This window comes from Porticoccus sp. (assembly GCA_023261185.1).
Classification (GTDB): Bacteria; Pseudomonadota; Gammaproteobacteria; order Pseudomonadales; family Porticoccaceae; genus Porticoccus; species Porticoccus litoralis.
Genome location: JALRJN010000058.1, coordinates 1 through 13,789 on the forward strand (window position 1 = coordinate 1; position 13,789 = coordinate 13,789).

Genomic DNA, 13,789 nt, shown 5'->3' on the forward strand with positions numbered 1-13,789 from the left:
ATATAGATGAACTGGACATGCTCAGACATCGCATCCACCAGACGGGCGTAGCGACTGACATTGGCATCATCCAGCGGTGCATCCACCTCATCCAGCATACAGAATGGTGCGGGGTTGAGGTGAAAGATAGAGAACACCAGACCGATTGCCGTCATCGCTTTTTCTCCACCGGACAACAGGTGAATGGTGGTGTTCTTTTTACCCGGAGGGCGAGCCATGATCGCCACACCCGTGTCCAGCAGATCATCACCGGTCATTTCCAGGTAGGCATGGCCACCACCAAACAATTTCGGAAACAGCTCCTGCAGGGAAACATTGATGCGGTCAAAGGTTTCCTTGAAGCGCGTGCGAGTCTCACGGTCAATTTTGCGAATGGCGTTTTCCAGTGTCTCTAGCGCTTCTTCCAGCTCGGCATTCTGGGCATCGAGATAGGTTTTGCGCTCTGACTCGATCTTGAACTCGTCGATTGCTGCCAGGTTGATGGGACCCAGACGCTGGATGCGATTTGCCATTTTTTCCAGCTCAGTTTCCCACTGACTCAGGTCTGCGTCTTCTGCCAACGACGCCAGCAGGGTTTCCAGGTCAAATTTCTGTTCACCAATCTGTTCGACAATGGTTTTGCTGCGGGTGACAAGATCCTGTGCCGTCAGCCGCTGCTGTTCAAGTTCGCTGCGCTGTTCCTGGATTTGCTGTTCCAGGTTTGCCCGGCGCTTTTCGCTTTCGCGCATCTGGTGCTCAACTGCCTCCAGAGACTGACGGGCATCTGCCAGTTCTTTCTCCACCAGCAAGCGGCGTTCCAGTTGCTCTGCCAGTTGCTCCTTCAACTCCTGGGTGGGATCTTCATCCTGCCTGAATGTGGTACGAAGCTGCTCACGACGTTCCTGCAGGCGTTCTACCTGGGTTTCCAGTCGACCAATGCCCTCGCGGATTGACTGCAACTTCGTGCTAAGGGATTTTTCGCGCATCGCCAGCTCATGCTTTCGATCCCGATCGTGGCGTGCATGCTGGCGCGACTCATCCAGAGAAGTCCGCAAACCGTCCCGTTGCTGTAACAGCTCCTCCCGCTGTTGTGCATCCTTTTCCATGGTCTCAATGGCTGCAGACAGCAAGCGTCGAGCTTCGGCAAGGTTCTCCTGCTCCAGGGTCTGCTGCTGTTTCGCTTCCGCCAGTTCGTTGTCTGCGCGTTCACGTCGAGCGGCAAACTGTTCCACCTGCATCTGACTGGCACTGAGTGAAGACCGCAACTCGGCATAGTGGCGTTGTTGTTCGGAGACCTGGCGGCTAATGGATTCCCGCTGCACTTCCAGATCATGCAATGCTTTTTCAGCCGCTTCTTTCTGTTGAGAGGAAGACTCAATGGCTGCTTCGGTTTCTGCCTGACGCTGCTCCAGTGACTCCAGTTCCTGCTGACGCTTCAGAACACCAGCTTGGGCATCCTGATCCCTAGCGACCCGAAGCCAGTTAGCACCCAACCAGAGGCCATCACGTGTTACTACTGATTCACCCGCTTCCAGTTTTGCCCTCAGCTGAAGCGCATCAGAAAGCTGCTCGACCGCATAGACACCACCTAGCAACTGCGCGGCATGGGGACTGTTCACCCTGGCAGCCAGTCGGTCTGCCGCAACAGAGCCCTGTGCAGTGACAGACGCATTATCTACCAACACCAGCTCTCCCTTGCTGAAACTGGCTAGCTGTGCCGACAGGTCTGAGAGATCATCGACACACAGTGCTTGCAGGTAGTTACCCAGCACCACCTCGACCGCAGTCTCCCAACCGCTTTCGACCTGCAGGGTTTCCGCCAATCGCGGCTGTGCCTGCAGTTGATTGCTTTGGATCCACTGCTGTTGCTCATCGTCGCCGCCCAGCGCCGCCTGTTGGAGAGCTTCCAGTGAGGCCCGGCGCCCCATCAGGGTCTGCAATTGGCCTCGCTGCCTATCCAGTTCACTACCGGCCTGATCGCCCTGGAGCCGGGCCTGTTCTATCTTGCCGTTAATTTGTTCAAGATTGGCTTGCTGGTCACCGAGGGTCAGCTCCACTTCGGCCAGTTGTTCCTGAACCAGAGCAATCTCTTCCTGCACCTGGCTGTCGCCCAGGTCCTGATATTCCTGCTGAATACTCTCAATTCGTTCCCCGAGACGCCTCAACACCTGTTCCAGGTGCTGGATACGGGACTGTTGAACCTCTGCCTGCTGCCTCGGGTCTGCTGCGCGCTGGTTGAAATCATCCCAAGCAGATTGCCACTGTTGCATGGCACTTTCCGAGGCAATGAGTTCTGCCTGGGAAAGCTCTTCCGCCGCGGTGACCTGCTGCAGTTCGGGAACAATTTCCTGCAGTTCCCGCTGCCAACTCTCGGCTTTCTGGCGATCGCTACGCAGATGTTCTTCAGATTCGGCATAATTGCGCTCGGTCTGGGCCAGATCCTGTTCCAGCTCACGAGCACGATCCTGCACGTGCTGAATCGCCTGTTCGATGCGAGCCACTTCGGCACCAATGGCATAGAAGCGACCCTGCACTTCATTAAAGGTGTCACCCAGCTCTGTATATTCCGTGCGGGCACGCTCAAGGGTGGTGTCGCAGCTGCTGCGCTCGGTGACCAATGCCTCTATCTTTAACTCGAACTCAGTGATCACTTTCCTGCGTTCGGCCATCTGCCCTTCCAGCAAACGCCAACGCAATGCCTGTAATTCAGCTTTTAAGCGACGTTCTTCCTTTTTCAATTCAGCGTATTTTTCAGCCGCCTGTGCCTGCCGTTCCAGGCGGCCTAACTGGCGGCCCAACTCGTCGCGAATATCCGTCAAACGCTCAAGGTTTTCCTGGGTACGCCGCATACGGTTTTCAGTATCCTTGCGGCGCTCCTTGTATTTTGAGATTCCGGCAGCTTCCTCGATATAAACACGCAGTTCATCGGGCTTGGCTTCAATCAGGTTGGAAATCATGCCCTGTTCAATGATGGCGTAACTGCGCGGACCGAGACCGGTGCCAAGAAAAATATCAGTGATATCGCGACGGCGGCATTTGTTGCCGTTCAGAAAATAGTTGGACTGTCCGTCCCGGGTAACCTTGCGTTTGATGGAGATTTCACTCCAGCTGGCGTACTCACCGCCAAGTGTGCTGTCGGAATTGTCAAACACCAGCTCAATGGACGCCTGGCCAACCGGCTTGCGCCCGCCGGAGCCATTGAAGATCACGTCTGTCATGGACTCACCGCGCAGGTGCTTCGCCGAGCTTTCACCCATCACCCAGCGCACCGCATCAATGATATTGGACTTACCGCAGCCGTTAGGACCTACAACCGCACAAAGGTTGCTGGGAAAAGACACCGTGGTGGGGTCAACGAATGACTTGAATCCTGCCAATTTGATACATTTAAGGCGCATGTATGTCTCTTTGAAGTCGGCTTTCCGGCCAGAACAAACTCTGCGAAATGCCACCTGTATTGATAGCGATTAGACGCAGCTAAAGGTGTTGATTTTACACGGCTGTACCAGGGCCACAAGCGGCCATCGGTTATAATTTTCGGTCGATAATGACAGCTTCTGAAACACTCCCTTCAGAGAGGTTCAGTGCCCCGCTGACACCTTCCAGGTCACCCGACGCGGGAATGGCCGAGCCACTTTGAGACACCCTGGCCACTACCTGAACCTGCTCCACGGAAGACAACGGTTTGCCTCCGGGCATGGCCATGGTGTCATCCAACACAACTGAGGCCGGCAAGTCTGCCACCTGCAGTCGTGTTACCGCCAAAGGCATCGGCGGACCCTGCCATTCTCTGGCGAACACATAAACCAGCAGCTCCGGGTCTGCCGCCAGCTCCGGCGACAACGTTACTTGCACCTTAATACCGGGCAACTCTTCGCCCAACTGCTGCTTGGCACGAGCAATGCCTGCCTGCAACGCCTGTGCCTGGGGAGTGGCGGGTGAAATGGCCCGCAGCGCCGATTGCCAACTGGCAATAGCCAATGTGTAATCTGCATTTTCAAAGGCACGAATTCCCTGTAAACCCAAGGCCGTCAGATTATTCGGATCCAGCGATAGCGCCCGATCAAGGGCACTTTCCGCGCTTGGCACAAACTTGTTACCTGAAGCGAAATACATGGCCTGAGCATATTCTGCCAACAGATCTGGATCATCCGGGCTCACCGCCACGGCCTGCTGGTAGGTCGCACTGGCCTGCAGCATATCCCCGCTCTCCAACTGCAGGCGTGCCAGGGAAACCAGATAGTAGATATTATCCGGCTGGCTCATCAGACGCCTGCCGATACGTTGCGTCAGTTGCTCGCGAAGCTGTGCATCTTCAGCCTGATCCAAGTTGCCCCGCAGTCTATCCTGCATAATGGTCGTGATGGACACATCATCACTGGCACCGAGCATCTCGTATAGAGTGAACGTGAACACGGGTACGATCAGCAGCCCGGCAAGTAGCAACCAGGCACCACGACCACGGGCCTGGCGATGGGAGTCCGTCAGGTTTTCATCGGCTAGCAGCAACCGCTGTTGTTCAGCCACCAGTTCAGCGTGCTGAACTGCATCAATTTCTTCATCCGCCAGCTGGCGGTCCAGATCAGCCAGCTGCTCCTGATAGAGCACCACATTGGCATGCACAGGCTCGGTATGTTGCTGTCGGGAAGAACGGGAAAACAGGGGATAAACCACGAACGCTGCAGCGACCAGCGACAGCAGCGCAAAAATCAACCACATCAATGTGCATCCCCTTTGGTATCGACTGAATTGCCAGCGCCTGTTTTGGACTCACTCAGCAGGGCCTGCAGGCGGGCCTGTTCATCACCGTCCAGGGATGAATGCGCATCCGCCGCAGGTTGTTGCCGGCGTCGCACCATAAAAACCACAAATAATCCGATTAAGAGCAATGCTGCTGGCATCAACCAGAGCAGCAGGGTTGTCGATTTCACTGGTGGTTTGTAAAGCACAAATTCCCCGTAGCGTGATACCAGAAAATCAACAATTTCCTGATCCGACTTACCCTCTTCCAACATGCGATAGATTTCATCGCGCAGATCCGCAGCAATGGGCGAATTGGAATCAGCGAGGTTCTGGTTCTGGCATTTGGGACAGCGCAACTCATTGACCAATGTCAGAAAGCGTTCCCGCTCCGAGTCACTGCTAAAGCTTTTTACATCCACAGCGGCCATTGCTTGAAAGGGTGTGAGCAACACCAGCCATAGCAGAGCGATGCCAAGACACATCGTGGCCCTATTCATTCCGCTGTTAGTCACAAAAAAAGCACGCATAGACATTGCCGTATTAGAGGTCTTCAATCACTTCCTTCGCTGCTCGAAAGGCCTCCTGAAGAGCCGGAGCACCAATGTACGGGGCAGTATGAAGCAGCACCTCACGAATTTCTTCCGGGGTACAACCATTGCGCAGTGCACCGCGCACATGACCTTTCAGTTCAGTGGGCGACTTCAGAGCCGCCAATGTCGCGATGGTGATAATACTGCGGGTCTTCAGGGGCAGAGTATCCCTGGCCCAGACGGAACCCCAGCAGTTTTCGTTGATGTAGTCCTGCACCGGGCGAGTAAACTCAGTAATACTATCCATAGCGCGATCGACAAACACATCACCCATCACCTGACGGCGAACCTTCATACCCCGGTGATAGTCTTCTTCAGCCATGCTGCTTCCTCATTGAATCTGTTGCCACACCGGCAGGATTTTCTTTTGCCAGACGCTCTCATCGATAACGCCCACATGTTTGTAACGAATGGTGCCATTGGCGTCGACCACATAGGTTTCCGGGGCACCAAAAACACCCAGGTCCAACCCCAACCGGCCGGTGGCATCAATCACACTGAGTTCGTAGGGATCGCCCTTTTCCGCCAGCCATTTTTCGGCCTCGGCCAAGTCATCCTTGTAATTCAGGCCAACAATTCGGACACCCTGTTGCGCCAGCTTGTTTAAATAGGGGTGCTCAACACGACAGGCAATGCACCAGGTTCCCCAGACATTGAACAGGGCCGGTTTACCCTGAAAGATTTTCTCATCCATCATCTGTTGTTGATCACCCAACACCGGCAATGAAAACGCGGGCACCGGACGATCGATCAGTGCCGAGGGCATTTCATTGGGATCGCGGCTCAGGCCATTCAGCAGAAAGATTGCCAATACCACAAAAACCATCAGGGGAATAAATAACTTCAGTCTCGACACAGTGTCAGCCTCCTCAAGCACCGGATGCCAGGGCATCACTGGCGGTCTGGCTTGCCCGCTGGTGACGGTAGCGCTTATCCAACACGGCGATAAAGCTTCCCAGCGCAATCAACAATCCACCCAGCCATATCCAGCGGACAAACGGCTTGATGTGTATACGCACGGCCCAGGCATCACCTGCCAGCGGTTCCCCCAGCGCAACGTAGAGATCGCGCCAGAAACCACTGCCGATCGCTGCTTCCGTCATGGTTTGACCGCTGGCCATGTAACGTCGTTTTTCCGGATGCAGCAGGTCAATGGCATGACCATTCCGTGTCACCGCCACCACTGCCTGGTCAGCAATATAGTTCGGCCCCTGAACCCGGCGCATTTCAACAAACTCAAAATGGTAACCCAACAGATCTGCCGAATCGCCGGGAACCATGCGCACATCACGCTGCTCGCTGTAGATAGTGGTCATGCCCGCACCCACCATACAGACGGCAATGCCCAGGTGAGCCAGGACCATGCCAAAATAACTGCCCTTGAGGCGCAGCAATCCGTGCCAGCGGGAACGGGAGTGGCCGCTCTTTTGCCAGATGTCTCTCAGCGTGACGGCAAAAACCCATGTGGACACTGCCACAGTCACAGCCGCCATCAACGAATATTCGTCGCCATAGAAAAGTGGGAACAACGCCCCTGCCAGCAGTGACACAACAACCAGCACATTCAGGAAACGTGTCAAATCGCTCAGGCTGTTACGCTTCCAGCGCAATACCGAGCCCACTGCCATCAGTACCGCCAAAACCAGCATCAGCGGCACAAAAAACAGGTTGAAATAGGGAGGGCCCACTGAGATCTTGCCCCAGTCCAGCACATCCGCAATCAGTGGGTATAGGGTGCCCAACAGAATAATAACCATGGCACTGACCAGTAGAATATTATTGATCAGCAGAAACATTTCCCGTGAAAACCCGTTAAAACTGGTTGTACTTCTTACCGACGGGCCACGCAGGGCATAAAGAAACAGGGAACCGCCCACCACAATAGCCAGGAAGGCCAGAATAAACACGCCCCGCTCCGGGTCCGCAGCAAATGCGTGAACCGAGGTCAACACCCCGGAACGCACCAGAAACGTTCCCAGCAGACTCAGCGAGAAAGCAAAAATAGCCAGCAGTAGCGTCCAGCTGCGGAATACCCCGCGCTTTTCAGTGACCGCCAGTGTATGCACCAATGCCGTACCCACCAGCCAAGGCATAAAGGAGGCATTTTCCACCGGGTCCCAGAACCACCAGCCACCCCAGCCCAGTTCGTAGTAGGCCCACCAGCTTCCCAGAGCAATACCCAGTGTCAGAAACATCCAGGCGATATTGGTCCAGGGGCGTGTCCAGCGTGCCCAGGCGGCATCCATACGCCCCGCCAACAGCGCGGCAATGGCAAAAGCGAAAGCCACGGAAAAGCCCACGTACCCCATGTAGAGCATGGGCGGGTGAACAATCAGCCCGAAATCCTGCAACAACGGGTTGAGATCTGCACCCTCAATGGGTGAAAACGGCAGTTCGCGTTCAAACGGATTGGAAGTAAACAGCAGAAACAGGTAAAAGCCGACGCTGATGATACCCATCACCGAAATGACCCGCGCCACCAGTGAACGAGGCAGCGACTGGCTGAAGAGCGCCACGGCAAAACTCCACAGCGCAAGAATCAACACCCACAATAACAACGAGCCTTCATGGGCACCCCACACCGCACTAACTTTATATTGTGTCGGCAGCAGGGTGTTGGAGTTATTGGCCACATAACTCACGGAAAAGTCGTCGTTGAGAAACAGTGCCACAAGGCAGCCGAAACTGAAAGCCACCATTACCGTCTGGCCAGCCACCAGCGGGCGCGCAGAGGCCATCCACAAACGGTTACCCACAGATGCGCCTGCAAGCGGAATCACCGCCTGTAGTACTGCCAGCACCAGTGCCAGAATCAGGGCAAAATGGCCATATTCAGCAATCAAGTTTTATCCCCTTTGAGAGAAAGACTGTTCCATCAACTGTCTTCACTGGAAGACTGTTGAGCCCGCTGGTGAGCGGCGTCCATTGCATCTGCCACTTCCGGAGGTGTGTAGTTCTCATCATGCTTGGCCAGGACTTCCGAGGCCATGAAAACGCCATCTGCATTCAGTTCACCGGTTACCACAGCTGCCTCACCCTCGGCAAACAGGTCTGGCAGAATCCCGGTGTAATGCACTTCGACATCCGCTTCACCATCGGTAATCAGAAAGCTTACAAAGAGCGAGTCATCCGCACGCTTCATGCTGCCATCCACGACCATTCCCCCGGCACGGATGCGAACATCCTTGGGTGCTTCACCAGAAGCAATTTTTGTCGGCGGATAGAAAAGGTTGATGTTTTCACGCAGGGCGAAGCTCATCAAACCCACGGCGATGGATGCTACCACCACGATAAAAATCACCATTACCAGACGTTGTCGACGTATTGGGTGCATGGTTGTCTAACTCCGGTTCTCTGCCACGTAGTTGTCATCAACAGCGTCTTCAGACTGGCGCAGAGCTTCCCGGCGTTGCTGCCGCTGTACATCGGCCAGTATTTGACGGCGACGGCGCAACGGGCTCGCAACGAGCCAGAGCATGACGGCAATAGAGACCGCATAAGCAGACCAGACGTAGGGGCCGTGCCCACTCATCTGCAGAAAGTCCTGAAGACTGTCAAAACGAAATATCATGGTTGCGTTCCCTCCACGGGGGAGACCATTTCCTGCACCCAGCGGGTACGACGTTCACGGTAAAGAATTTCAGCACGGGTATTCAGTATCAGTACCAGGGCGTAAAAACAGTAAAACCCGAGGATCATGACTAACAGCGGCTGAAACATGTCCGGATGCATGGACGGAGCCTCCGTAAGTTTGATCGTCGCCGGCTGATGCAGCGTATACCACCAGTCTACGGACTTGTAGATGATGGGAATATTCACCATACCGACTAGCGACAACACGGCACTGGCCTTGTTGGCCGCATCCTGACCACTGTAGGAATACTGCAGCGCAATCACGCCCAGGTATAAGAAAAACAACACCAGCATGGATGTAATTCGAGCGTCCCAAACCCAGTAGGTTCCCCAAGTGGGTTTACCCCAGACCGCACCGGTGAAAAGGGCTATGAATGTCAGCACTGCTCCAATAGGCGCCGCAGACTTCATGACCATATCGGCTAGTTTCATCTTCCAGATGAGACCAACCGCACCTGAAAAAGCCATCACGTAATAGCCGGCCAACGCCAGAAATGAGGCTGGCACGTGAATATAAATAATTCGAAAGCTGTTACCCTGCTTGGCGTCTCTGGGAGCGAAACCCAGCCCCCAGGCAATACCGACAACCAGCAGCAACACAGTTGCTGCCGTTAACCACGGTAACCACTTGCCGCTGGCCTGATAAAACCAGCGTGGCGAACCCAGGCGATGAAACCACTGCCACATTCGTTAATTTCCTCTCTTCAGCCGTTTACTGACCATCGCAGATTCAACCATTCATGCCGACACGCAAAGCACCCGCAGTAGCAAAGGGTGATATTAATAGGGAAAAAGCCAGTAACGCTCCGATTACCGCCAAAGGACCCTGCACCGAAAACCCATCTACCGCTCGCTGCACCGCACTTGAGCCAAAGATCAGCACGGGCATGTAAAGTGGAACAACAATTAATGACAGCAGCAGCCCACCTTTGCGCAGTGCCACTGTCAGTGCAGCGCCAATAGCACCCACCAGGCTGAGTACCGCAGTACCCATAAACAGGCTTACTACCAATGGTAGATAACCTTCTTTCGGCAAGGACAGCATCATACCCAAAACCGGCGACAAAAGGGTCAGAGGCAGGCCACTGATCAGCCAGTGCGCAAGTATTTTTGCCAATACCATCAAGTAGAGAGGTTGCGGTGAAATCACCAGCTGTTCCAGGGTGCCATCCCTGTAATCGCTGAGGAACAGGCCATCGACGGACAGCAGGGAGGCGAGCAGTGCCATCACCCACAGGATGCCGGGGGCAATTTCTGCCAGACGACTGGCTTCAGGGGTCAATCCCAGCGGAATCAGGGTAACAACGATAAAAAAGAAGATGACCGGGTTGGCGATTTCGCCACGATTGCGGAAAGCCAGCAACAGATCCCGTCTCAGTATCGCGAGAAAACCACTTCCCATGACTAGGACACCCTTCCAGAACCCGCCAGAGAGAGACGGCGCATACCCGGGATGCCGACATCCTGGTGGGTAGACAGAATGACCATGCCGCCGCGCCCGGCGTGATTCACCAGCAGGGACTGCAGCTCGGCAACCCCCTGTTTGTCTATGGCGGTAAACGGTTCATCCAGCACCCATAAGAGCGCCTCGGTCACTAGTAAACGAGCCAACGCTGCACGGCGCTGCTGCCCGGCAGACAGGGAATAACAGGGGACATCCTCGTACCCGCGCAAACCGATCTGGGCCAGCACCTCTTCATCACCCAACGGGTTCTGATCGGTATGCACACGGCGCCACCATTGCAGGTTTTCGAGCGGTGACAAGGATTGCTTGAGGCCCGGCAAGTGCCCAAGAAACAGCAGGCTCTGCAGGTATTCACTGCGTTGACGACGGATATCGATACCCTGCCAGCTCAATATGCCGTCAGTGGGCGAAAGAGCCGTAGCAATGATACGTAATAGTGTGGTTTTTCCAGCCCCGTTGGGGCCCTCAACCTGAAGGATGTCGCCGCCATTGAGCTCCGTGTTGACAGTGGAAAACAGCAGTCTGTCATCACGCTCAAAGGCTATGTCATGGAGTTTAAAAACAGCGGGTTGCGACAACGGCTACGGGTCCGGACAGTGGCAAAAGCGCTATTATGCCAAAACTTATGGAGGGGAGGTAAAAAGTTGACACGGCCAGGATCGACGATAGAGCCCGGCCGAAAAGATTAATCCAGATCGAAATCGTAATCGCGTATCATTTTTTGCAGACGACGTTCTTCCAGTCGGTCTTCAAGACGGCGCCTGGATTCAGATGTCATGACTTTTATCGATTCCGCTTCCGGCTCTTCAGTATTGTTGTCATCCTCGACGTCGAAATCGTCATCTTCTACTGCGTCTTCGCTACTCATACCGAAATACCTCCATCTCGATATTGACCACTACAGCGAAACAGTGAATTTATCACTGCATTTTTGCGCAAAATAGGTGCAAATCAATAAACGGTCAAGAAAAATAACCCCTTATATTTCATGGTATTAGTAGTTTTTTGCAAAAAAATCCAGTTTTTTGTAGCCGGATAGGAGGTACAAATCGTCCGGGCGGTCAATATCGGACAGCATTTCCAGCTCTCGCCAGTCCCAACCGATCTCTGATAAACGTGACCTGGTGGCATTCATGACTTCAGATGAGCCCCAGGGAATACCCTGGAACAACGTGGGATCAAACCGGGTTAATCCCACCAGTACATAGCCACCGTCCTCGGCAGGTACAAAGGCAGCGGGCACCTCATCCAGCAGCTGTAACGTGGCATTCAGGGTTTGAACCGAGAGTGCCGGGCAGTCACTACCGATTAACACGACCTTGTCGTAGTGGTGCAAGCAGGTTTGAAATGCTGAAGCCATGCGCATACCCAAATCGTTCCCCTGCTGCAGATGCAGCGAGACAGGAAGACCTTCAACCAATTGCTGAAAATACGGGTGCGGCTCGCTGCACCAGAGCTGTTGACAGATTCCTGTTTCATGCACGAACTGCGACAGCACGTGTTCTACCAGCGCACAATGCAAATCAAGGCAGCCCTGTTCTCCCAGACTGGATTGCAACCGGGTTTTCACCTGTCCGAGGATCGGTGCCTTGGCAAACTGCACCAGGCAGCTAGCGGTGTCGGTCGATGTCATTCGTGTAATAACTGCCAGCCAGATACTGTGGGGACGCCCCGAAAAAATAGGCCAGGCGCAGGCGCCACATCTCCAGAACTGTTCTCAAGATTCCCCGGTTTTCCCAACGGCGGCTGGAAGTAGTAACAGGGTGACGCTGTCGTGAGGGGCGACACTGGCCCTTAAGAAGCCGACAAATAGCCACATCTTCCATCAACGGAATTGCCGGGTAACCACCAATTGCGTCAAACAGGTCGCGGCGCACAAACAATCCCTGATCGCCGGTGGCAATACCCGAGAGAGCCGAGCGCCAGCACATGGCCCTCTCAATCACACGAAAAAGCCAGGCCCGACCACTCAGGCGCACCGGAAAAAAGCCCCATGCCGCCCCAAGCAAATCATCTGTTGAAAATGTCGGCGGTAGATGGCTATCCACATGCAGGAACAACAGGTAGTCACCACTGGCAGCGGACGCGCCCCTATTCATCTGCAAACCCCTGCCGCGTTCACTGTCTATCACCACATCCACCAGGGGCTTTGCCAGCCGTACGGTATCGTCCTCGCTGCCACCATCCACAAGCAGCACTTCAACTCCCTGATCACGCAATAGCTGCAGTAGTGTCAGGGCATGAACAATTTCACCGGATTCGTTGAGCACAGGTATCACAATACTCAGGGAAACCCGGGGCATCAGGCCAGCGCCCCGCCACAGCTGCTGCCCTGACCTGCCGTACAACCATAACAATGATCACCCACGACAATGGTTTGCCCCTCCAGATTGGATAGCAGCAGGTCCTGTAAATGGCGCTGCCGGTCCGATGCTATCAGCTGGTCGCTTGCCACCATCGGCATTGCCAGCATCTGGTTAAAATCACAATCAAACAGATTCCCTTGCCAATCAACGCTGACCGTATCGCGACACATCAAGCCCTCCAGATTGGCAGCCTGAAAATTATCTTTCAGTAACTGCATGTAGGGCTCGTAATCACCTTTGGCCAGCAATGTCGCGCCAAACCGGCTGATGGGCATGTTGGTAATGGTGTACAGCTCGTTGAAGTCGATACCAAAATCGCGGTACAGGCGCTCCCGATAGGTTTCCTGTAACTGTTGCTGAGGAGGCGGCAGAAAAGCGCCCCCCGGGTTGTAAACAAGATTCAAAGGCAGCCCGGAATCCCTGCCGTAACCCAGTTGATTAAGCCGCTGAAGTCCATCAATACTCTGCTTAAAAATACCCTTGCCGCGTTGCTGGTCGACATTCTGCTCGGTGTAACAAGGCAGTGACGCCACCACGGTCACACCCTGCTCTGCCAGAAATTCGGCCGTATCCTCATACCCCTCAGTGACCAGGATAGTCAGGTTGCAGCGGTCAATCACCTTGATACCCAGGGACACGGCTTCGCGTACGATGTCACGAAACTGTGGGTGCATCTCAGGTGCGCCCCCGGTGAGATCGAGTGTGTCCGGGCAAGTCTGGCGCAATACGTCCACAAGCAGAGACACCGTGTCTGCGCTCATCATCTCTGTACGACCGGGTCCGGCATTGACGTGACAGTGACTACAGCTCTGGTTACAGCGGTAACCCAGATTCACTTGCAGATTTTTAAGACCCTGGCGTTTTAGGGGGGGGAAATCGGTTTTGAGCAATAACGGTTTGGTATCAAGCATCGGCTCATTCTGCCAAATTATGTGCAGGTTGAGACCAGGCTGAGGTGAAAAAGTTTGCCATTGCTGCTGCATGACCGTTTGCTAGTATGTATCAACTAAAGA

15 protein-coding genes are annotated in these 13,789 nt (G+C 54.4%); all 15 read right to left on the minus strand.

Features of this window, described 5'->3' with window-relative positions; translation table 11 throughout:
* A partial coding sequence (smc, locus tag ACYZYZ_RS05285) for a chromosome segregation protein SMC (RefSeq protein WP_461483508.1) occupies window positions 1–3,377 on the minus strand: 3,377 nt, incomplete at its 3' end.
* Window positions 3,378–3,507: 130 nt separating this feature from the next.
* Window positions 3,508–4,698: a c-type cytochrome biogenesis protein CcmI gene (ccmI, locus tag ACYZYZ_RS05290; RefSeq protein ID WP_461483509.1), complete on the minus strand. Its 1,191-nt coding sequence runs from the start codon at window positions 4,696–4,698 to the stop codon at window positions 3,508–3,510.
* Window positions 4,698–5,219 (minus strand): cytochrome c-type biogenesis protein, encoded by a 522-nt coding sequence (locus ACYZYZ_RS05295; protein WP_461483510.1) that lies wholly within the window; start codon window positions 5,217–5,219, stop codon window positions 4,698–4,700. The genes ccmI and ACYZYZ_RS05295 overlap by 1 nt, the downstream gene beginning before the upstream one ends.
* A gap of 43 nt (window positions 5,220–5,262) precedes the next feature.
* A complete protein-coding gene (locus ACYZYZ_RS05300; RefSeq protein WP_461483511.1) occupies window positions 5,263–5,634 on the minus strand; it encodes a carboxymuconolactone decarboxylase family protein in 372 nt (123 codons plus the stop codon).
* Between the two features lie 9 nt (window positions 5,635–5,643).
* On the minus strand, window positions 5,644–6,168 hold the full coding sequence (locus ACYZYZ_RS05305) for a DsbE family thiol:disulfide interchange protein (protein WP_305169282.1): 525 nt from the start codon (window positions 6,166–6,168) through the stop codon (window positions 5,644–5,646).
* 13 nt (window positions 6,169–6,181) lie between these two features.
* Entirely contained in the window at window positions 6,182–8,155 is a 1,974-nt protein-coding gene (locus tag ACYZYZ_RS05310) for a heme lyase CcmF/NrfE family subunit (protein ID WP_461483512.1), read from the minus strand.
* Window positions 8,156–8,187: 32 nt separating this feature from the next.
* Window positions 8,188–8,646 carry a cytochrome c maturation protein CcmE gene (gene ccmE / locus ACYZYZ_RS05315; protein ID WP_305169285.1) on the minus strand — a complete coding sequence of 153 codons (459 nt, stop codon included), beginning with the start codon at window positions 8,644–8,646 and terminating at the stop codon, window positions 8,188–8,190.
* 6 nt (window positions 8,647–8,652) lie between these two features.
* Window positions 8,653–8,883 (minus strand): heme exporter protein CcmD, encoded by a 231-nt coding sequence (gene ccmD / locus ACYZYZ_RS05320; protein ID WP_305169286.1) that lies wholly within the window; start codon window positions 8,881–8,883, stop codon window positions 8,653–8,655.
* Window positions 8,880–9,632 carry a heme ABC transporter permease gene (locus ACYZYZ_RS05325; protein WP_461483513.1) on the minus strand — a complete coding sequence of 251 codons (753 nt, stop codon included), beginning with the start codon at window positions 9,630–9,632 and terminating at the stop codon, window positions 8,880–8,882. Before ACYZYZ_RS05325 ends, ccmD begins: the two co-directional genes overlap by 4 nt.
* 43 nt (window positions 9,633–9,675) lie before the next feature.
* The gene (gene ccmB, locus ACYZYZ_RS05330) at window positions 9,676–10,347 is read right to left on the minus strand and encodes a heme exporter protein CcmB (RefSeq protein ID WP_461483514.1); all 672 of its coding nucleotides are present in this window, start codon (window positions 10,345–10,347) and stop codon (window positions 9,676–9,678) included.
* A gap of 2 nt (window positions 10,348–10,349) precedes the next feature.
* Window positions 10,350–10,988, minus strand: a complete 639-nt coding sequence (ccmA, locus tag ACYZYZ_RS05335) for a cytochrome c biogenesis heme-transporting ATPase CcmA (protein ID WP_461483515.1) — start codon at window positions 10,986–10,988, stop codon at window positions 10,350–10,352.
* Between the two features lie 107 nt (window positions 10,989–11,095).
* Window positions 11,096–11,278, minus strand: coding sequence for a PA3496 family putative envelope integrity protein (locus ACYZYZ_RS05340; protein WP_305169290.1), 183 nt, complete (start codon window positions 11,276–11,278; stop codon window positions 11,096–11,098).
* A gap of 126 nt (window positions 11,279–11,404) precedes the next feature.
* Window positions 11,405–12,043 carry a TIGR04282 family arsenosugar biosynthesis glycosyltransferase gene (locus tag ACYZYZ_RS05345; RefSeq protein WP_461483516.1) on the minus strand — a complete coding sequence of 213 codons (639 nt, stop codon included), beginning with the start codon at window positions 12,041–12,043 and terminating at the stop codon, window positions 11,405–11,407.
* Window positions 12,021–12,713 (minus strand): TIGR04283 family arsenosugar biosynthesis glycosyltransferase, encoded by a 693-nt coding sequence (locus ACYZYZ_RS05350; protein WP_461483517.1) that lies wholly within the window; start codon window positions 12,711–12,713, stop codon window positions 12,021–12,023. Before ACYZYZ_RS05350 ends, ACYZYZ_RS05345 begins: the two co-directional genes overlap by 23 nt.
* A complete protein-coding gene (gene arsS, locus ACYZYZ_RS05355) occupies window positions 12,713–13,687 on the minus strand; it encodes an arsenosugar biosynthesis radical SAM (seleno)protein ArsS (RefSeq protein ID WP_461483518.1) in 975 nt (324 codons plus the stop codon). The genes ACYZYZ_RS05350 and arsS overlap by 1 nt, the downstream gene beginning before the upstream one ends.
* Between the last annotated feature and the right edge of the window lie 102 nt (window positions 13,688–13,789).